We start from the raw sequence: 19,273 nt of genomic DNA on the forward strand, positions 1-19,273 counted from the left end.
TGCGATCCTACTCACGGCCGATGAGACCACCGTGAGACAACGCCGATGTCTGCGAGGGTCGGTCATCCCAGGCACTGCGGACCGAGGAGGCCCTTCAGCTCGCCGTACAGGTCGGACGTCACCGTCACCGGATGCGGCACCTCGAAGACCTTCGCGGTCGAGCCGCGGTGCAGCCGGAGCGTCACCTCGGTGTCGCCGCGGTGCCGTTCGAGAACGTTCGCGAGCTCGGTCACGACGGACTCCGTGGCGCGATGCTCGGGCATCACGAGCACGAGCGGACCGGATGCGTCGACGGCCCCGAGGTCCGGCGCGAAGCACGACACCGCGTGCAGGTTCAGGCCGTCGTCGCGACGCGACACGCGGCCCCGCACGACGAGGATCGAGTCGGGCTGCAGCATCGACTGGAACTCGGTGTAGGTCTTGCCCATGAACATGACCGTGACCTCGCCGTCGAAGTCCTCGACGGTGATCATGCCGTACGGGTTGCCGCTCGACTTGGCCACTCGGTGCTGCACGCTCGTGACCAGCCCCGCGATCGTGACCTGGTCGCCGTCGGTGAGGTCCTCGGACGCGAGCAGGTCGTGGATGTTGATGGAGGCATGCTTGGCGAGCGGGATCTCCAGGCCGGCCAGCGGATGGTCGGAGACGTACAACCCGAGCATCTCGCGCTCGAACGCGAGCTTGTCCTTCTTGGTCCACTCGGGACGGTCAGGCACCTTCTGCGTCTGCTGCGGCTCGTCGTCGCCCCACAGCGAGTCGAAGTCGAATCCGACCTCGCCGTTCGCCTCGCGTCGTTTGTCGAGCACAGCCTGCTCGGTCGCGTCCTCGTGGATCTCCATCAGCGCACGGCGAGTGGCCCCGAGCGAGTCGAACGCTCCCGCCTTGATGAGCGACTCGACGGTGCGCTTGTTCGCGACGTGCACCGGAACCTTCGCGAGGAAATCGTGGAACGAGGTGACCGGCGACTCGGTGCGCGCCGCGACGATCGAGTCGACGACGTTCGCTCCGACGTTGCGCACCGCGCCCAGTCCGAAGCGGATGTCGTTGCCGACGGCGGCGAAGTACCGCGTCGACTCGACCACGTCGGGCGGCAGCACCTTGATGCCCATGCGGCGGCACTCGTTGAGGTACACCGCGAGCTTGTCCTTCGCGTCGCCGACGCTCGTCAGCAGCGCGGCCATGTACTCCGCCGGGTAGTGCGCTTTGAGGTAGGCGGTCCAGTACGCGATGAGGCCGTACGCGGCGGAGTGCGCCTTGTTGAACGCGTAGTCGGAGAAGGGGACGAGGATGTCCCACAGGGTCTTGATCGCCTGCTCGCCGAAGCCGTTCGACTTCATCCCCGCCTCGAAGCCCTCGTACTGCTTGTCGAGCTCGGACTTCTTCTTCTTGCCCATCGCGCGGCGCATGATGTCGGCCTGGCCGAGTGTGAAGCCCGCGACCTTCTGGGCGATGGCCATCACCTGCTCCTGATAGATGATCAGGCCGTAGGTGGTGTCGAGGATGTCGGCGAGGGGCTCTTCCAGTTCGGGGTGGATCGGGGTGATCTCCTGCTGGCCGGTCTTCCGCAGCGCGTAGTTGATGTGCGAGTTCGCCCCCATCGGACCGGGGCGGTACAGCGCGATGACGGCCGAGATGTCTTCGAAGTTGTCGGGCCTCATGAGCCGCAGGAGCGAGCGCATCGGCCCGCCGTCTAGCTGGAACACGCCGAGCGTGTCGCCCCGAGCGAGAAGCTCGTACGCCTCTTGATCGTCGAGCCCGAGGTCTTCGAGCACGAGCCGCTCGCCGCGGTTGGCCTCGATGTTGTCGAGCGCGTCGTCGATGATCGTGAGGTTGCGCAGCCCGAGGAAGTCCATCTTGATGAGGCCGAGAGCCTCGCACGCCGGGTAGTCGAACTGCGTGACGATCTGCCCGTCCTGCTCGCGCTTCATGATCGGGATGATGTCGATGAGCGGCTCGCTCGACATGATCACGCCGGCCGCGTGCACACCCCACTGGCGCTTGAGGTTCTCGAGGCCGACCGCCGTGCCGTAGACGGTCTTCGCCTCGGCATCCGTCTCGATCAGTGCCCGGAATTCGGACGCCTCTCGGTAGCGCGGATGCTGCGGGTCGAACATGCCGTCGAGCGGCATGTCCTTGCCCATGACCGCGGGCGGCATCGCCTTCGTGAGCCGCTCCCCCATGCTGAAGGGGAATCCGAGCACCCGGCCCGCGTCCTTCAGTGCCTGCTTCGCCTTGATCGTGCCGTACGTGACGATCTGCGCGACGCGCTCGTCGCCGTACTTCTCCGTCACGTACTGGATGACCTCGCCCCGGCGACGGTCGTCGAAGTCGACGTCGAAGTCGGGCATCGAGACTCGGTCGGGGTTGAGGAAGCGCTCGAAGATCAGCCCGTGCTGGAGGGGATCGAGATCGGTGATCCGCATCGCGTACGCAGCCATGGAGCCTGCGCCCGAGCCTCGGCCGGGACCGACGCGGATGCCGTTGCGCTTGGCCCAGTTGATGAAGTCTGCGACCACGAGGAAGTACCCGGGGAAGCCCATCTGGACGATGACCTGGGTCTCGTACTCGGCCTGCTTGCGCACCTCGTCGGGGATGCCGTTCGGGTAGCGCTCGTGGAGTCCTCGTTCGACCTCCTTGATGAACCAGGACTCCTCGGTCTCGCCCTCGGGCACGGGGAACCGCGGCATGTAGTTCGCCGACGTGTTGAACTCGACGTCGCAGCGCTCGGCGATGAGGAGCGTCGACTCGATCGCCTCGGGATGGTCGCGGAAGACCTGCTTCATCTCGGCGGTGCTCTTGAGGTAGTAGCCGTCGCCGTCGAACTTGAAGCGCTTCGGGTCGTCGAGCGTCGAGCCGGACTGCACGCACAGGAGCGCCGCGTGGCTCTGCGCGTCGTGCTGGTGCGTGTAGTGCAGATCGTTCGTGCCGACGAGCGGGATCTTGAGATCCTTCGCGATCGAGAGCAGGTCGCTCATGATGCGCCGCTCGATCGAGAGCCCGTGATCCATGATCTCGGCGAAGTAGTTCTCCTTGCCGAAGATGTCCTGGAACTCGGCGGCCGCGGCGCGCGCGGCGTCGTACTGCCCCAGACGCAGGCGCGTCTGCACCTCGCCGGACGGGCAGCCGGTCGTCGCGATCAGCCCCTTCGAGTACTTCTGCAGCAGCTCTCGGTCCATGCGGGGCTTGAAGTAGTAGCCCTCGATGCTCGCGAGCGACGACAGCCGGAAGAGGTTGTGCATGCCTTCGGTCGTCTCGGAGAGCAGCGTCATGTGGGTGTACGCGCCCGAGCCGGACACGTCGTCGTCGCTCTGCTCGGGCGTGCCCCACCGCACGCGCGCCTTGTCGGCGCGGTGCGTGCCGGGCGTGACGTACGCCTCGATGCCGATGATGGGCTTGATGCCGGCGTCCTTGGCGGTCTTGTAGAACTCGTACGCCGCGAAGGTCTGGCCATGGTCGGTGACGGCGATCGCGGGCATGCCCTGCTTGACCGCCTCTTGGATGAGCGGGCCGATGCGCGCGGCACCGTCGAGCATCGAGTACTCGGTGTGCACATGGAGGTGAACGAAGGAGTCGGATGCCACGTCGTCGAGTCTAGGGAGCGACTCCGACACGTCGGGCCGGCGCACGCGGCATCCGCCGATTCGCGCCGCGAGCTCGTCTCACCTTCGAGTCGAACCTGAGGGTTCAGCGGACAGGAGGCGCACTCAGGGGCCGTTCGCCACCGCGCGACGTCGACGCAGGAGCGCCGCGCGAATGCTCATGACAGCTCGCGCCGCATCAGCACGCGCGGGAAGCCCGAGAGCACCGACGCGGTGTCGGCCGCCTTCGTGAACCCCGCCTTCTCGAAGAGGCGCCGCGTGCCGACGTACGCCATCGTGAGGTCGACCCTGGCATCGCCGTTGTCGACCGGATACCCCTCGATCGCGGGAGCGCCCTGGTCTCGCGCGAACTCGACCGCGCCCTCGAGGAGGGAGTGCATGATGCCCTTCTTGCGATGGCCCGGCCGCACGCGGAAGCACCACGTCGACCACACGTCGCGGTCGTCGACGTGAGGGATCTTGCGGAACGTCGCGAAATGGGTGCGCGAACGCGGGGCGACGGCGGCCCAGCCGACGACCTCGTCGCCCTCGTACGCGAGAACGCCGATCGGGCCCTCCTCGTCCATCAGGCGACGCACGCGCTCGGCGCGTGCGGGCCCGAGCAGCTCCCTCGACTCCTTCGACGGGATGCGGTAGCTCAGGCAGAAGCACACCGTGGAGTTCGGGTTCTTGGGGCCGAGCATCGTCGCCACGTCGTCGAACACCTCGGCCGGACGCACCTCGATCACCATGTGACCACTCTGCACCCCGCAGCCGACACTCCGTCAGACGCTCACGCCGCCGACCTTCTCCGGGTTTCTGACAAGTATGTAACACACGGCTGATAGAGTCGCGAACATGAACGCACCCCGGCGACGTGAGCCGAAAATGCGCCAGGAGACGATCCAGCGCCGCGAGGAGATCCTCAAGGCGGCGATGCAGACGTTCGGGAGCAGGGGCTACAACAAGGCCCCTCTCACCGAGATCGCCGAGCAGGTCGATATGACCCACGCGGGCATCCTGCACCACTTCGGCACGAAGGACCGCCTGCTGCTCGAAGTGCTGAGCTACCGCGACCAGACAGACGTCGCGCACCTCGAAGGCAAGCACATCCCGGACGGCATCGACCTGTTCCGCCACCTCATCCACACGGCGTTCCTCAACAGCCGGCGGGCGGGCATCGTGCAGGCGTACGCGGTGCTGTCGGCCGAGTCGGTCACCGACGACCACCCCGCCAAGGAGTTCTTCGAGCAGCGGTACGAGACGCTGCGCCGCGAGGTCCGCCACGCGTTCGAGGTCGTGTGCGCCGAGCACGGCGTGACCGACCGCGATGCGATCGACGACGCATCCGCATCGATCCTCGCCGTCATGGACGGCCTGCAGGTACAGTGGCTGCTCGCCCCCGACGCCGTCGACCTCGCGAGCGCGACCGAGTTCGCGATCCGCTCGATCGTCGCGGGCGTCATCAGCCCGCAGCCGTCAGTCATCGACGAGCCGAGTGGGTCCGACCCGGCGGAGGAGACGGATGCCGCGCCCGACGCCGGCGCCGAGGCGGCTGCGCCGCAACCCGCCGGCTGACGCGCGTCACTCCTGGCGCAGCACTTCGAGCGCGTGCGCGAGATCGGGCGGGTACTCGGACGTGAACTCCATCCACTCCCCCGTCGTCGGGTGCGTGAACGCGAGCCGGCGCGCGTGCAGCCACTGCCGCGTGAGACCGAGACGCGCCGAGAGCGTCGGGTCGGCGCCGTAGAGCGGATCACCGACGCACGGATGCCGGTGGGCGGCCATGTGCACGCGGATCTGGTGCGTGCGCCCCGTCTCGAGGTCGATCTCGAGCAACGCCGCGCCGCGGAACGCCTCGATCGTCTCGTAGTGCGTGACCGAGTCCTTGCCGTGGGGCGTCACCGCGAACTTCCACGAGTGCGTGGGGTGGCGTCCGATCGGCACGTCGATGGTGCCGACGAGCGGGTCCGGATGCCCCTGCACCACCGCGTGGTAGATCTTGTCGACCTCGCGCTCCTTGAACGCGCGTTTGAGCGCCGTGTACGCGCGTTCGGACTTGGCGACGACCATGAGCCCGCTCGTGCCGACGTCGAGGCGGTGGACGATGCCCTGGCGCTCGGCGGCGCCGGTCGTCGCGATGCGGTAGCCGCCCGCCGCGAGCGCGCCGAGCACTGTCGGGCCCTCCCACCCGAGCGAAGGGTGGGCCGCGACACCCGGCGGCTTGTCGACCACCACGATGTCATCGTCGTCGTACACGATGCCGAGGTCCGGCACTTCGACCGGGACCACGCGCGGCTCTTCTTTCGGAGTCCACGTGACCTCGAGCCACGATCCGCCGCGCAGCTTGTCGGATTTCGCGAGCGGCCGCCCGTCGAGGTGCACGCCACCGGCCTCGGCGACCTCGGCCGCGAACGTGCGCGAGAACCCGAGCATCTTGGCGAGGGCGGCGTCGACCCGGACGCCGTCGAGCCCGTCGGGAACCGGAAGGCTGCGGGACTCCATGTCAGTCCCTCGTGGCGTCGTCCGCCGTCGGCTGGTCGGGCAGGTCCTGGTCGGGAGAGCCGGCGGGCGCGGCATCCGTCGTTTCGTCGTCTTCCGACGCCGCGCGGCGCTCACGCGTGCCGTCGAGGTGGAGTCCGACGAGCACGAGCAGCGCCACGCCGATCATCATCGACACGATGAAGATGTCGGCGACGTTGTAGATCGCCGGCATCATCCACGGGGTGTTGATGAAGTCTACGACGTGTCCGACGGGGAAGCCCGGCTCACGCAGGACGCGGTCGGTCAGGTTGCCCAGCACGCCGCCGAGCAGCAGCCCGAGGGCGACGGCCCACACACGCGAGCGGACGCGCGTGACCGTGAGCCACACGACCACCACGGCGACCGCGGCCAGCGCGATCGTGAAGATCCACGTGACGCCCTCGCCGAGCGAGAACGCGGCGCCGGGGTTGCGCGTGAGGATGAAGATCAGGAAGTCGCCGAGAACGTGGACCGGCTCCCCGGGCGGGAGGTTCTCGATGGCGAGGTACTTCGTGAACTGATCGGCGGCCAGCACCATCAACGCGAGGAGCGCGACGATGGCACCGGCCGCCGCAGGTCTGAGAGGACGGCGGTTCGTCAAAGGATCGGCCTACAGGCCGCCGATGCTCGAAACCGGCGTGGGCCCGGATGCCGTGGCCGTGGTCTCGAGGTCGCGGAGCTTGCCCTCGATGAAGCCGCGAAGCTGGGCGCGGTAGTCGCGCTCGAACGTGCGCAGCTCGGCGATGCGGGCCTCGAGCGACGTGCGCTCCTTGTCGAGACGCGCGATCTCGTCGCGGCCGCGCGCCTCGGCGTCGGCGACGATCGAGGCGGCCTGCGACTGCGCGTCGGCGATGAGCTGGTCGCGCTTGGCGCGGCCCTCGGCGACGTGCTCGTCGTGCAGGCGCTGGGCCAGCTCGATGATGCCCGCGCTCGCGGCGGCAGGCGGACCGCCCTCGGCGGACGGCGCCAGCTGCTGCAAGGGAGCGGCTGCCGGCGCGGCGGCGGGAGCGGCGGCGCCCGACTCGTACGCGGCGAGCTTCGCCTTCAGCTCCTCGTTCTCGGCCAGAGCCTTGCGCCACTCCACGACGATCTCGTCGAGGAAGTCGTCGACCTCGTCCGGATCGAAGCCCTCCTTGAACCGGACGTGCTGGAACTGCTTCGTGACGACGTCATCGGGAGTCAATGCCATGGTGTTTCCTCTTTCGCGCGCACTGGTCGCTGGCCGATGTCGGGGTTGGCCCGCCGCGGGGGACGCGCCACTGTCCAAGACAGCATAGCCGTGGCTCGGAAGCGTGTCGAAGGGGCGGACCCCGTGTGTCCTACTGAGAAAGTGCTGAGGATGATGACGCTCAGCCGGCGATCGCGCGCGTGACCGAGAGCAGGATGAAGCACAGGAGCAGCGTCAGCGCGAACGCGAAATCGATCGCCACCGAGCCGACGCGAAGGGGCGGGATGAACCGCCGGAACAGCTTGATCGGCGGATCGGTGATCGTGTAGACGACCTCGGCGACGACGAGTCCGGCACCCTTCGGACGCCACTCGCGATTGAAGAACGGGATCCAGTCGAGCACGAGCCGGACGAGCAGGATGAGGACGTAGATCAGGAGCAGCGTGTTGAGGATCCCGGCGATGAGCTGAAGGACGAACACGGGTTACGGCGCGAACGGAACCGCGTCGGGATCGGCCTGCGCGACCGTCCCGTCACCCGACACCGCCACGTTCTCGGGCGACAGCAGGAAGACCTTGCTCGTGACCCGCTCGATGCGGCCGTAGAGGCCGAGAGAGAGGCCGCTCGCGAAGTCGATCAGCCGTCGCGCGTCGGCGTCGCTCATCTGCGAGAGGTTGATGATGACGGGGATGCCGTCACGGAAGTTCTCGGCGATGACCTGCGCGTCGCGGTACTGCTTGGGGTGGACCGTCAGAATCTCGGAGATCGGGCTGGCCGCGGGCTGCCGCACGACAGCGGGCCGGTGGATCGGCGTGATCGGCGCGGCCGGCTTCTCGACCGACTTGCCGGCACGCGGGGCCGGCTGTGGCGTCGGCTCCTCGTAGGCCTCTTCTTCGTCGGCGAGCCCCAGGTACACCATCGTCTTCTTCAGCGGGTTGGACATCGCATCCTCCGTCATCGCGTCGCGTTGCTCGTCTGTTCCGAGGCTAACCGTGCACCGGCCTCGGTCCGGTGATTGCTGTGCCGATCCGCAGGTGTGTCGCGCCGGCGGCGATCGCCTCGGCGAAGTCTCCGGTCATGCCCGCGGATATCCAGGTGGCCGACGGCTCGAGCTCGCGCACGAGGTCGGCGTACTCGCGCAGCCGCTCGAACGCGGGCGCGGGAGGCTCTTCGAGCGGGGCGACCGCCATGACGCCGCGGAGGCGGAGGGTGGGGCATCCGATCACATGCTCGGCGAGCGACCGCAGGTCGCTCGGCGCCACCCCTCCCCTCTTCGGATCATCGGTCAGGTTGATCTGCACGAGGATGTCGAGCGACGGCGCGCCATCGCCGCCCGCCGCGTCGAGCGCGTCGGCCAGGCGGTGGCGGTCGACCGAGTGGACGACGGATGCCGCGGCCCGGATCGCCTTCGCCTTGTTGGTCTGCGCCTGGCCGATGAAGTGCCAGGTCAGGCCGGGCAGGTCGCGCACGCGCCCCCGCTTGTCGGTGAGCTCCTGCTGGCGATTCTCACCGACGTCTCGCACGCCGAGGTCGTAGAGCTGTTCCACGAGGGAGGCCGGATGGAACTTCGTCACGACGATGCGGGTGAGCTCGGCGGGGTCGCGTCCTGCAGCCCGGGCGGCGTCGGCGATCCGCGCGTCGACCTCGGCGAGGCGAGAGGCGAGATCCACCGTCCGGGACTACTTCAGGAAGTCGGGGATGTCGAGGTCGTCGTCGAACGAGTCATGGCTCGGCTCCGACGTGATGCTCGCTCCGACCGACACCGGCTCCGACGACTCGGTCGCCCGCGACATCGCCGCCTCTTCGGGCGCGACGCTCGGCAGCACGGGCGGCGCCGTCACAGGCGTCGAACGCAGGCTCGAGATCGGCTCGATACGGGTGGACGGTTCACCGCCGTCGAATCCGGCCGCGATCACGGTGACGCGCACCTCGTCGCCGAGCGTGTCGTCGATGACCGTTCCGAAGATGATGTTCGCCTCGGGGTGCGCCGCTTCCTTGACCAGCTGCGCGGCGTCGTTGATCTCGAAGATCCCGAGGTTCGAGCCGCCCTGGATCGACAGCAGAACGCCGTGCGCTCCCTCGATCGACGCCTCGAGCAGCGGCGATTCGACCGCGAGCTCCGCGGCCTTGATCGCGCGATCCGCTCCCCGTGCCGAGCCGATGCCCATGAGCGCCGAGCCGGCACCCTGCATGACCGACTTCACGTCCGCGAAGTCCAGGTTGATGAGACCCGGCGTCGTGATGAGGTCGGTGATGCCCTGGACACCGGCGAGGAGCACCTGGTCGGCCGTCGCGAACGCCTCGATCATCGAGATGCCGCGATCGCTGATCTCGAGCAGGCGGTCGTTGGGCACGACGATGAGGGTGTCGACCTCTTCCTTCAGCTTCGCGACGCCCGTCTCGGCCTGCTGCTGGCGGCGGCGGCCCTCGAACGAGAAGGGCTTGGTCACAACACCGATCGTCAGCGCGCCGATCGACTTCGCGATCTTCGCCACGACGGGAGCACCGCCCGTGCCCGTTCCACCGCCCTCGCCCGCCGTGACGAAGACCATGTCGGCGCCGCGCAGCGACTCCTCGATCTCCTCGGCGTGGTCTTCGGCCGCACGGCGACCGACCTCGGGGTCGGCGCCCGCGCCGAGTCCGCGGGTGAGCTCGCGACCGACGTCGAGCTTGACGTCGGCATCGCTCATCAGCAGCGCCTGCGCGTCGGTGTTGATCGCGATGAACTCGACACCCCGCAACCCGAGCTCGATCATGCGATTGACGGCGTTGACGCCTCCGCCACCCACGCCGACCACCTTGATGACGGCGAGGTAGTTCTGGTTCTGGCTCATGCCGGCCTCCGAATCGTGCGAACCAAACCTTCAACCTCTAGTAGAGGTATAAAGAATTGCCCGGTATGCAATTCCTTTGATCGAAGGTAAGCGGATGCCTCGTCCCGAACCGGTACCGCTTGGGCGTGTCGCGGCACCCGCGCTCAAACTCGTCCGCGGCACGACCCGGTGCGCGGCGAGACCGTCGTCGGAATACGCGCTCAGCGCACGACGATCGAGCCAGGCGACGACACGTCGTAGACGCTGACCGAACCCGGCGGGCGCTGCGTCATCATCGTCTGCAGCACGAGCGCCTTCATCGCCGAGTCGTCCGCGCTCCCCCACACGACCTGCGTGTTCGTGCCGCCGAGGAGGAGCGTTACGTCGTCCGGCGTCGTCGCCGTGACACCCGTCACGAGCGACCGGATGTCGTCGGGGAGCGAGCGGACCACCTGCCCGGCCGCCTCGAACGCGTTCGAGCGCACACCGCCCTGCACGTCGAGGATCGGACGTCCGGGCGCGGGCGTCTCGGTGGTGGACAGCGCGACCCCGGCGGCGTCGACGAGCGTGTAGCCGGCGCGCGTCTCGATGAGCCCGATCGGCGTGCGCTCCACGATCCGCACGACGAGTTCGTGCGGCGGGCGCGCCTCGAGCCGGTACGACTGGACGAGCGGGAAGGCGACGAGCGCCGCCTTCACCTCGCTGTCGTCGATGAGCGGGAGCGGCGTTCCGAGCTGATCGGCGAGCGCCGCCTCGACCGCGGAGGCGTCGAGCTGCTCGACGCCGACCACGCGGAAACGCTCGACCGCGAACAGCGGACTGTACGCGGCGCCGAGCGTGCCGAGCACGAGGAGCACGAGTGCCGCGGCGGCGCCCAGCCACATCAGCCGCCGGCGCCGCTGGCGCGCCGTGAACCGCCGGATCTCGGAGCGCAGCGCCTTGCGCCGTGCGCGCGACGCGCGCCACACGTCGCGCAGGCGGACGGGCTCGGCGGGAGCATCCGGATCATTCGCGTCGCTGTCCATGCCCGGGAGGGGCGCGGGGGCGTCGCCGGTGCGCGCGGTGAGCGGGATGACCGGGGCGACGGCATCCGGGTCGCTCGCCGCGTCGGCCCCCGGGTCCGCGGCCCCCGCCGCGCGGTTCGCGCCGTCCGCGCGCGCTGCGGCCGGCGGAGGCGGCAGAGGCGTCGGCCGGCGCATCCGGGACTACTCCCCTGATCCCTCGGCCGTGCCGCCCGCCTTGGCGAGCGCCTCGAGCACCTGCGGGATGATCAGGTACACGTTGCCGCACCCGAGGGTGATGACGTAGTCGCCCGCGCGCGCCACGGATGCCGTGTACTCGGCGGCCTCCTGCCAGTCCGGCACGTAGTGCACATGCGACGGGTCGGAGAACGCATTGCTGACGAGCTCGCCGGTGACGCCGGGGACCGGGTCTTCGCGCGCACCGTACACGTCGAGCATGACGGTGTGGTCGGCGTGGGTCTCGAGCACCTCGGCGAACTCGCGGTACATCTCCTGCGTGCGCGAGTACGTGTGCGGCTGCTGGATCGCGATGATGCGTCCGTCGCCGATCACCGTGCGCGCGGCCGCGAGCGCCGCGGCGACCTCCGTCGGGTGGTGCGCGTAGTCGTCGTAGACGCTCACACCGCGCTCGACGCCGTGCAGCTCGAAGCGGCGGATCGTCCCCTCGAACCGCTCGACCGCGCGGACGGCCGGTTCGAGCTCGTGGCCGAGCGTCAGGAGCGCTGCGACCGCTCCGGCGGCGTTGATCGCGTTGTGCGCCCCGGGGATCTGGAGCTTCGCGTCGACCGACGTTCCCCCGTGCTCGATCGTGAACGAGACGGAACCGTCGGTGCGGATGCCCGTGACCCGCACGTCCGCTCCCTCGGACTCGCCGAACGTCACGACGTTCTCGTGCGAGATGCGCGCCGCGACACTCCGGGCCCCCGGGTCGTCGGCCGAGATCACGACCGCCTCCCGCGCCCGGTTCGCGAAGCGGGCGAACGCCTCGTCGAACGCGTCGCGCGTTCCGTAGTGGTCGAGGTGGTCGGGGTCCACGTTCGTGATGAGCGCGATCGACGTGTCGTACAGCAGGAACGTCCCGTCGGACTCGTCCGCCTCGATCACGACGAGGTCGTCGCCCCCCGTGCGGCTCGAGACGCCGAGCTGGGCGACCACGCCGCCGTTGACGAATGTCGGGTCGGTGCCGAGCTCTTCGAGTGCGACGACGATCATGCCGGTCGACGTCGTCTTGCCGTGCGCGCCCGCGATCGACACGAGGCGGCGACCGCCGATGAGCCAGTACAGAGCCTGCGAGCGGTGGATCACGGGGAGCCCGCGCTCCTTGGCGAGCACGTACTCGGGGTTCTCGGGCCAGATCGCCCCCGTGTGCACGACGGTGTCGACGTCGTCGGCGAGGTTCGCGGCGTCGTGCCCGACGTACACGCGCGCACCTCGCGCGGCGAGAGCCCGCAGTGCGGCGCTGTCGGCACGGTCGGAGCCGGACACGCGGATGCCCCGATCAAGGAACATGCCGGCGAGCCCGGACATGCCCGAGCCGCCGATCCCGATGAAGTGGGCGGACTCGATGGTCTCGGGGATGGGAAGGCTCAGGTCGGGTCTGATCATGACCCGTCAATCTTAGGTTGGCCGCCGGTGAGGACGGCCTCGGCACACGCCGCTCCCGGGTCGTGCTCAGGCTCACGCTGCCCGTCGCGCGGTTCGACGAGATCAGGCACCTGGTGAGCGCCGCGCGAGCGCGCCGTCGATCATCGCCACGACGTTGTCGGTGCCCGCACGCGTGCCGACGGATGCCGCGGCCGCCCCCATCGCGTGGCGCGCGGCCTCGTTCGCGAGCAGCGGCACGACCTCGGAGCGGACGCGGTCGCCCGTGAACTCCACGTCGAGGGTGACCCTCGCCGCGCCTGCGCGCACCGCCGACGACGCGTTGAGCATCTGCTCGCCGTTGCCGACCGCGTAGGGCACGTAAACCGCGGGGATGCCCAGGGCGCTGACCTCGCTCACGGTCGCGGAGCCCGCACGCGACACGATGAGGTCGGCGATCGCGAACGCGAGGTCCATGCGGTCGACGTAGCGGCGCACGCAGTAACCGGGGACGCCGGGGTCGGCGAGCTCGGAGCGCTCGCCGGTCACGTGGATGAGCTGCCATCCTGCGGCCAGGACGTCCTTCCACGCGGCGCCGTGGCCCTCGCCGAACGCCTCGTTGAGGCGCTGGGCTCCGAGCGAGCCGCCGAAGACGAGGAGCGTCGGCCTGTGGGGGTCGAGTCCGAAGTGCTCGGCCGCCTCGGCGCGCAGCGCGTCGCGATCGAGGTCGACGATCTCTCGTCGCAGGGGCATGCCGACGACCTGCGATCCCTTGAGCGGCGTCCCCTCGAACGCGACGCCGACGCCCGCCGCTCCGCGGGCCCCGAGCCGGTTCGCGAGGCCGGGGCGGGCGTTCGCCTCGTGCACGATGTACGGAACGCCCTCGCGGCGCGCCGCCACGTAGGCGGGCGCCGCCGCGTAGCCTCCGAACCCGGCGACGACGTCGACGCCGCGCTCCCGGATGTGCGTGCGCACCTGCGCGATCGCGCGCGCGAAGCGCGCCGGGAATGCCGCCGCCGCGCGGTCGGGGCGACGCGGGAACGGGACCTTGTCCACGATCAGCAGCTCGTACCCGCGCTCGGGCACGAGCCGCGCCTCGAGCCCCTCGCGCGTGCCGAGCACGAGCACGTCTGCGTCGGCGTCGCGCTCCCGGAGGGCGTCCGCGACGGCGAGGAGCGGGTTGACGTGGCCGGCGGTTCCCCCGCCGGCGAGCAGGTACGTGGTCATCCGCTCGATTCTTCCAGACACGGATGACGCGGCATCCGCCTCTGTCTGCGCACCCGCCCTTCACCGGATGCCCGCCCTCTTCACCGGATCACGTGATCTCGCGTGCCCGCCCGGCGGAGCGCGTCGCGCGACGGGGCGCCGCCGTCCGCCTCGAGGGCAGCGACCGGGCGAACGACAGCAGCACGCCCGATGCGAGGAGCACCGACAGCAGGGACGTGCCGCCCTGCGACATGAACGGCAGGGGCAGGCCGAGCACCGGGAACACCCGCAGCACGACGCCGATGTTGATGAGCGCCTGGCCCACGATCCACACCGTGATGCCGCCCGACACGATGCGCACGAACGGGTCGTCGGTCTTGCGGATGACGTGGAACGCGCCGACCGCGAACAGGGCGAACAGCGCCAGTACGACGGCGCATCCGATGAGTCCGAGCTCCTCGCCGACGATCGCGAAGATGTAGTCGTTCGCGGCGGCGGGCAGCCAGTCGTACTTCTCGCGCGAGTTGCCGAGCCCGAGGCCGAAGATGCCGCCGCCGGCCAGACCCCAGATGCCGTGCAGCGGCTGGTAGCAGTCGTTGAGGTAGTCGCCGAGGCAGTCCGGGTTGAGGAAGCTCATGTACCGGCGCACGCGGTCGGGACTCGTGACCGCGAAATACAGGACCGCGAGGACGGCTGCGATCGCCGGGAGCACGAAGATCCGCAGCTTGACACCTGAGAAGAACAGCGCCCCGAGCACGATCAGCACGAGGATCATCGCCGTGCCGAGGTCGTCGCCTGCCATGACCGTGCCGATCACGAGGATCGCCACCGGCACGAGCGGGATGAACACGTGGCGCCACAGTCCCAGCAGCGTCTGCTTGCGGAACAGCACGTAGCCGACCCACAGCGCGAGGGCGAGCTTGAGGAACTCGGACGGCTGCGCCTGCACGCCGGCGATCTGGATCCAGTTGCGGTTTCCGTACGCCTCGACACCGAGGGGCGTGAACACGAGCATCTGGAAGATCGTCGCGAAGATGAGCGCGAGCCATGCGATGCGCTTCCAGAACGCGACCGGGAACCTGCTCGCGACGAACATGAGCGGCACGCCGATCGCGGCGAACATGAGCTGCTTGAGCGCGGCGTCGTACGGCTCGACGCCGGATGCCGCGGAGGTCGCCGACGTCGCCGAGAGCACCATCACGAGCCCGAAGATCGTCAGCAGCAGGGCCGTCGACGAGATGAGGAGGAACTCGCTCGGCACGGGCGCGAACACGCGTCCGAGCGAGATGCGGGCCGCGAGTCCGCGGCGGGGTTTGGGCTCAGGCGCCGTCGCGGGAGGGCGGGTCTGCGTCGTGCTCACCGTCGCCCCCCGTTCCGGCCATCGTCTTCACCGCTTCCGCGAACCGGCGGCCCCGGTCCGCGTACGACGCGAACTGATCGAACGAAGCCGCCGCCGGGGCGAGCAGGACGACGTCGCCGTCCTGTGCCACCTCGGCCGCGAGCTCGACCACCCGCGCCATGACATCCTCAGTCTCGGTGTCGTCGACCTCGATGACCGGCACGTCGGGCGCGTGTCGCGCGAACGCCGACACGACGTCGGTGCGTTCGGTGCCGATGACGATCGCGGCCTTGACGGATGCCCCGCGCTCGGCCACGAGGGTCGAGACGTCGACCCCCTTGAGCAGACCGCCCACGATCCACACCGCGCCGGGATACGCCGCGAGCGAGGACGCCGCCGCGTGCGGGTTCGTCGCCTTCGAGTCGTCGACCCAGGTCACGCCGCCCGCGACGGACACGACCTCGATGCGGTGCGGGTCGAGCCGGAAGGTGCGCAGCGCGTCCCGTACGGCGGACGGCGGCACATCGAGCGATCGGGCGAGTGCGGCCGCGGCGAGGATGTTCGCGACGACGTGCGGCGCCGAGAGGCCCTGCTCCGCGAGCTCGGCCACCGTCGTCAGCTCGAGCGCGCTCGTACGGCGGTCCTCGAGGAACGCGCGATCGACGAGGATCCCCTCGATCACCCCGAGGTCGCTCGGTCCGGGAACCCCGAGGTCGAACCCGATCGCGCGCGCACCCTCGACGACGTCGGCGTCCTCGACCATGCGGCGGGTCGCCTCGTCCGCCTTGTTGTACACGCACGCGACGCGCGTGTTGTCGTACACGTGGGCCTTCGCGTCGCGGTAGGACTCGACCGAGCCGTGCCACTCGAGGTGGTCGTCGGCGAGGTTGAGGCACACGGCCGCGTGCGGCGACACGGGATCGGGGCTGCTCTGCAGTCCGAGGTACCAGAGCTGGTGGCTCGAGAGCTCGACCACGAGCGCGTCGAAGCCGGACGGGTCGCGCACCGCGTCGAGGACCGGCGTGCCGATGTTGCCGACGGGCGCCGCCCGGAGCCCTCCCGCGACGAGCATCGTCGCCGTCAGCCGGGTCGTCGTCGTCTTGCCGTTCGTGCCTGTCACGAGTACCCAGTCGGCGGGAGTGCCGTCGGGCCGGACGACCTTGTCGCGCACACGCCACGCGAGCTCGATGTCGCCCCATAGGGCGATGCCCCTCTCCTGCGCCCACGAGATGACCGGATGCCGCGGCGCGAAGCCCGGCGAGGCGACGATGACCTCGGGGTCGAAGTCGACCAGGTCGGCCGGGACCTGGTCGAGCGGTCCGATCGACGAGCGCGCGCCGATGACGGGCAAGAGGCGCGCGTACTCCTCGTCGGCGGACTCGGAGACGACGAGCACGTCCGCTCCAAGCTCGGCGAGCGTGTCGGCGACCGAGAAGCCCGTGACCGACATGCCGAGCACGGCGGCGCGGAGCCCCTTCCAATCGGCGTGCCAGCTCGTAAGCTCGTCGAGGCGGCTCATGTGCGCGTGAGCCATTCGACGTAGAAGAGGCCGATGCCCGCGATCGCGAGCATGCCGGCGATGATCCACATGCGAACGACGATCGTGATCTCGGACCATCCGCGCATCTCGAGATGGTGGTGCAGCGGGCTCATGAGGAACAGGCGCTTGCCGCGCGTGAGCTTGAAGTACAGGCGCTGGAGGATGACCGAGCCGGGGGCGATGACATAGACGCCCGCGACGAGCACGGCGAGCAACTCGGTGCGCGTGAGGATGCACATCGCGGCGATGACGCCGCCGATCGCCATCGAGCCGACGTCTCCCATGAAGACCTTCGCCTTGGGGGCGTTCCACCACAGGAATCCGAGCATCGCGCCCACGAAGGCGGCCGACACGATCGCGAGGTCGAAGGGGTCTCGGGTCTGGTAGCACGCCTCGCGCACGGCCGCCGACAGGGACTCGCCGCCCCAGCACGCCTGGTTGAACTGCCAGAAGGCGATGAGGCTGTAGGCGCCGACGACGAAGATCGACGCCCCCGCGGCAAGACCGTCGAGCCCATCGCTGACGTTGACGCCGTTCGAGAAGGCGACGCCGATGAACGTGATCCACAGCGTGTACAGGATCCAGCCGGCGACGGCCCCGAGCGCCATGAACGACAGGACCGGGATGTCGCGGAACAGCGACACGTAGGGCGACGCCGGCGTCTGGCCCATGGGGCTCGGGAAGTTCAGCGCGGTGATGGCGAACGGCACCGCCACGAGCACCTGCCCCAGGATCTTGCGCCACCCGGTCAGGCCGAGGCTGCGCTGGCGGTGCACCTTCATGTAGTCGTCGATGAACCCGACCACGCCGAACCCGATCATCATCCACAGCACGAGCAGGCCCGAGATCGTGGGCGGGTTGTTGCCCGTGTAGCCGCCGACGAAGTATCCGACGATCGTCCCGACGATGAAGATCGTGCCGCCCATCGTGGGCGTGCCCCGCTTCGCGCCGTGGCTCGGGTTGTGGATGTCTTCGGGGGTGCGGATGACCTGGCCCCAGCCCCAGCGGCGGAACAGCCGCAGGAACACCGGGGTGAGGAAGAGCGTGAACGCGAGCGAGATCGCCGCCGCCGTCAGGAGTGATCTCACGAGAACGATTCTCCCAGACGATCGCCCAGGAACCGGAGGCCCGCCGAGTTCGACGACTTCACGAGCACGCGATCGCCGTCGCGCAGCTCGCCCATGAGGTAGTCGTACGCCTCGTCGGCGGTCTCGAAGAAGACCGCCTCGTCGGACCAGGAGCCCTCGCCGACCGCGGCGAGGTACATACGCCGCGCGTCGCGGCCGATGATCACGATGCGCGGGATGCGCAGCCGCACGGCGAGCTCGCCGATGCGGTCGTGCTCCTCCCCCGCGAACTCCCCGAGCTCGCTCATCGCGCCGAGCACGGCGACCATGCGCTCGCCGGGTCGGGTGATCTGCGCGAGCGTGCGCAGGGCGGCGCCCATCGAGTCCGGGCTCGCGTTGTAGGCGTCGTTGATGATGCGCACGCGGTCGGAGCCGAGCGGCTGCATGCGCCAGCGCTCGGCGAGCTCGAGCGTCTCGAGCCGCGCGATGGCGTCGGCCGCGGAGACTCCGAGCGCCATCGCGGTCGCGATCGCCGCGAGCGCGTTCATGACGTGGTGCTCGCCGAGCACCTTGAGACGCAGCTCGTGCCGCTCACCGCCGACGACGACGGTCGAGCGCGTGCCGTCGGGCGTGACCTCGACCTCGTCGGCGCGCACGTCGGCGCGCTCGCCTCGACCGAACCAGCGCACCGTGGCGCTCTTCTCCGCGGCGAGAGGCGCCATGCCCGCGACACGGGCGTCGTCGGCGTTGAGCACCGCGATGCCACCCGGGCGCATCGCCCGCACGAGCTCGGACTTCGCCTCGACGGTCGAGTCGATGCCGCCGAACCCGCCGGCGTGCGCGAGGCCCACCATGAGCACCACGGCGATGTCGGGCTCGACGAGACCCGCGAGCCGCGCGATCTCGCCCGGCGCGCTCGCGCCGAACTCGCTCACGAGGAAGCGCGTGTCGTGCGTGACGCGCAGCATCGTGAGCGGCGCGCCGACCTCGTTGTTGAACGACGCGCGCGGTGCGACGGTCTCGCCCTCGTCCTGCAGGATGCGCGCGAGCATGTTCTTGGTCGTCGTCTTGCCGTTGGACCCGGTGATGCCGACGACACGGATGCCGCCACCGGCGCGCACGCGGGCGACGACCTCGCGCGCGAGGTCGGCGAGCGCCGCGACGGCGTCCGCCACCACCACCTGCGAGACGGCGGCGTCGACGACGTGCTCGACGATCGCAAGGACGGCGCCGCGCTCGACGGCGGCGTCGACGAACCGGTGTCCGTCAGTCGTGTCACCGGGCTTGGCGACGAAGACGCCACCCGGCTCGATGAGCCGCGAATCGGTGTCGACCGCGCCCGAGACGGTGGTCTCGGGCGTGTCGCCATCGGCGAGATGAAGGGTTCCCGAGACGGCGCGGGCAAGCTCGTCGAGGGTCAGGCTGATCATGTCTTC

The 19,273-nt window shown here is 69.6% G+C and carries 17 protein-coding genes; 1 reads left to right on the top strand and 16 read right to left on the bottom strand.

Going from position 1 to position 19,273, the window contains the following annotated elements; genetic code table 11:
• Nucleotides 1-62 precede the first annotated feature (62 nt).
• Nucleotides 63-3,533, bottom strand: a complete 3,471-nt coding sequence (gene dnaE / locus BJ991_RS13295) for a DNA polymerase III subunit alpha (protein ID WP_218853277.1) — start codon at nucleotides 3,531-3,533, stop codon at nucleotides 63-65.
• A 224-nt stretch (nucleotides 3,534-3,757) separates the two neighbouring features.
• Nucleotides 3,758-4,330 (bottom strand): GNAT family N-acetyltransferase, encoded by a 573-nt coding sequence (locus BJ991_RS13300; protein ID WP_179490729.1) that lies wholly within the window; start codon nucleotides 4,328-4,330, stop codon nucleotides 3,758-3,760.
• Between the two features lie 106 nt (nucleotides 4,331-4,436).
• Between BJ991_RS13300 and BJ991_RS13305 the strand changes: the two genes are divergently transcribed.
• Nucleotides 4,437-5,156 carry a TetR/AcrR family transcriptional regulator gene (locus BJ991_RS13305; RefSeq protein WP_179490730.1) on the top strand — a complete coding sequence of 240 codons (720 nt, stop codon included), beginning with the start codon at nucleotides 4,437-4,439 and terminating at the stop codon, nucleotides 5,154-5,156.
• Nucleotides 5,157-5,162: 6 nt separating this feature from the next.
• On the opposite strand, the gene BJ991_RS13310 is transcribed toward BJ991_RS13305, so the two are convergent.
• The 14 genes from BJ991_RS13310 to BJ991_RS13375 all read right to left on the bottom strand — a co-directional run bounded on the left by BJ991_RS13310 (nucleotide 5,163) and on the right by BJ991_RS13375 (nucleotide 19,267).
• Complete coding sequence (locus tag BJ991_RS13310; RefSeq protein ID WP_179490732.1) at nucleotides 5,163-6,083, bottom strand: RluA family pseudouridine synthase; 921 nt, start codon at nucleotides 6,081-6,083, stop codon at nucleotides 5,163-5,165.
• A 1-nt stretch (nucleotide 6,084) separates the two neighbouring features.
• Complete coding sequence (lspA, locus tag BJ991_RS13315; protein WP_246301096.1) at nucleotides 6,085-6,702, bottom strand: signal peptidase II; 618 nt, start codon at nucleotides 6,700-6,702, stop codon at nucleotides 6,085-6,087.
• Between the two features lie 9 nt (nucleotides 6,703-6,711).
• Nucleotides 6,712-7,290, bottom strand: a complete 579-nt coding sequence (locus tag BJ991_RS13320; RefSeq protein ID WP_179490734.1) for a DivIVA domain-containing protein — start codon at nucleotides 7,288-7,290, stop codon at nucleotides 6,712-6,714.
• Nucleotides 7,291-7,450: 160 nt separating this feature from the next.
• Nucleotides 7,451-7,750, bottom strand: a complete 300-nt coding sequence (locus tag BJ991_RS13325) for a YggT family protein (RefSeq protein WP_179490736.1) — start codon at nucleotides 7,748-7,750, stop codon at nucleotides 7,451-7,453.
• A 3-nt stretch (nucleotides 7,751-7,753) separates the two neighbouring features.
• A complete protein-coding gene (locus BJ991_RS13330; protein WP_179490738.1) occupies nucleotides 7,754-8,212 on the bottom strand; it encodes a cell division protein SepF in 459 nt (152 codons plus the stop codon).
• 43 nt (nucleotides 8,213-8,255) lie between these two features.
• Nucleotides 8,256-8,939 (bottom strand): YggS family pyridoxal phosphate-dependent enzyme, encoded by a 684-nt coding sequence (locus tag BJ991_RS13335; RefSeq protein WP_179490739.1) that lies wholly within the window; start codon nucleotides 8,937-8,939, stop codon nucleotides 8,256-8,258.
• Between the two features lie 9 nt (nucleotides 8,940-8,948).
• Nucleotides 8,949-10,103, bottom strand: coding sequence for a cell division protein FtsZ (gene ftsZ, locus BJ991_RS13340; RefSeq protein WP_179490740.1), 1,155 nt, complete (start codon nucleotides 10,101-10,103; stop codon nucleotides 8,949-8,951).
• Between the two features lie 200 nt (nucleotides 10,104-10,303).
• The gene (locus tag BJ991_RS13345; protein ID WP_179490741.1) at nucleotides 10,304-11,281 is read right to left on the bottom strand and encodes an FtsQ-type POTRA domain-containing protein; all 978 of its coding nucleotides are present in this window, start codon (nucleotides 11,279-11,281) and stop codon (nucleotides 10,304-10,306) included.
• Nucleotides 11,282-11,287: 6 nt separating this feature from the next.
• Nucleotides 11,288-12,709: a UDP-N-acetylmuramate--L-alanine ligase gene (gene murC / locus BJ991_RS13350; protein WP_179490742.1), complete on the bottom strand. Its 1,422-nt coding sequence runs from the start codon at nucleotides 12,707-12,709 to the stop codon at nucleotides 11,288-11,290.
• Nucleotides 12,710-12,811: 102 nt separating this feature from the next.
• Nucleotides 12,812-13,912 (bottom strand): UDP-N-acetylglucosamine--N-acetylmuramyl-(pentapeptide) pyrophosphoryl-undecaprenol N-acetylglucosamine transferase, encoded by a 1,101-nt coding sequence (locus BJ991_RS13355; protein WP_179490743.1) that lies wholly within the window; start codon nucleotides 13,910-13,912, stop codon nucleotides 12,812-12,814.
• An 88-nt stretch (nucleotides 13,913-14,000) separates the two neighbouring features.
• Nucleotides 14,001-15,251 (bottom strand): putative lipid II flippase FtsW, encoded by a 1,251-nt coding sequence (gene ftsW / locus BJ991_RS13360; protein ID WP_179490744.1) that lies wholly within the window; start codon nucleotides 15,249-15,251, stop codon nucleotides 14,001-14,003.
• Nucleotides 15,211-16,764, bottom strand: coding sequence for a UDP-N-acetylmuramoyl-L-alanine--D-glutamate ligase (murD, locus tag BJ991_RS13365; protein WP_246301097.1), 1,554 nt, complete (start codon nucleotides 16,762-16,764; stop codon nucleotides 15,211-15,213). The genes ftsW and murD overlap by 41 nt, the downstream gene beginning before the upstream one ends.
• Nucleotides 16,746-17,858 carry a phospho-N-acetylmuramoyl-pentapeptide-transferase gene (mraY, locus tag BJ991_RS13370; protein WP_179490746.1) on the bottom strand — a complete coding sequence of 371 codons (1,113 nt, stop codon included), beginning with the start codon at nucleotides 17,856-17,858 and terminating at the stop codon, nucleotides 16,746-16,748. The genes murD and mraY overlap by 19 nt, the downstream gene beginning before the upstream one ends.
• Complete coding sequence (locus tag BJ991_RS13375; RefSeq protein WP_179490748.1) at nucleotides 17,855-19,267, bottom strand: UDP-N-acetylmuramoyl-tripeptide--D-alanyl-D-alanine ligase; 1,413 nt, start codon at nucleotides 19,265-19,267, stop codon at nucleotides 17,855-17,857. The genes mraY and BJ991_RS13375 overlap by 4 nt, the downstream gene beginning before the upstream one ends.
• Between the last annotated feature and the right edge of the window lie 6 nt (nucleotides 19,268-19,273).

This window comes from Microbacterium immunditiarum, from assembly GCF_013409785.1.
GTDB lineage: Bacteria > Actinomycetota > Actinomycetes > Actinomycetales > Microbacteriaceae > Microbacterium > Microbacterium immunditiarum.

Excerpts from the sequence above, each read along its gene's own strand:
- dnaE (WP_218853277.1), bottom strand. The coding sequence starts at position 3,533 with ATGCTCGACGGTGCCGCGCGCATCGGCCCGCTCATCCAAGAGGCGGTC.
- BJ991_RS13300 (WP_179490729.1), bottom strand. The coding sequence starts at position 4,330 with ATGGTGATCGAGGTGCGTCCGGCCGAGGTGTTCGACGACGTGGCGACG.
- BJ991_RS13305 (WP_179490730.1), top strand. The coding sequence starts at position 4,437 with ATGAACGCACCCCGGCGACGTGAGCCGAAAATGCGCCAGGAGACGATC.
- BJ991_RS13310 (WP_179490732.1), bottom strand. The coding sequence starts at position 6,083 with ATGGAGTCCCGCAGCCTTCCGGTTCCCGACGGGCTCGACGGCGTCCGG.
- BJ991_RS13320 (WP_179490734.1), bottom strand. The coding sequence starts at position 7,290 with ATGGCATTGACTCCCGATGACGTCGTCACGAAGCAGTTCCAGCACGTC.
- BJ991_RS13330 (WP_179490738.1), bottom strand. The coding sequence starts at position 8,212 with ATGTCCAACCCGCTGAAGAAGACGATGGTGTACCTGGGGCTCGCCGAC.
- ftsZ (WP_179490740.1), bottom strand. The coding sequence starts at position 10,103 with ATGAGCCAGAACCAGAACTACCTCGCCGTCATCAAGGTGGTCGGCGTG.
- BJ991_RS13345 (WP_179490741.1), bottom strand. The coding sequence starts at position 11,281 with ATGCGCCGGCCGACGCCTCTGCCGCCTCCGCCGGCCGCAGCGCGCGCG.
- murC (WP_179490742.1), bottom strand. The coding sequence starts at position 12,709 with ATGATCAGACCCGACCTGAGCCTTCCCATCCCCGAGACCATCGAGTCC.
- BJ991_RS13355 (WP_179490743.1), bottom strand. The coding sequence starts at position 13,912 with ATGACCACGTACCTGCTCGCCGGCGGGGGAACCGCCGGCCACGTCAAC.
- murD (WP_246301097.1), bottom strand. The coding sequence starts at position 16,764 with ATGGCTCACGCGCACATGAGCCGCCTCGACGAGCTTACGAGCTGGCAC.
- BJ991_RS13375 (WP_179490748.1), bottom strand. The coding sequence starts at position 19,267 with ATGATCAGCCTGACCCTCGACGAGCTTGCCCGCGCCGTCTCGGGAACC.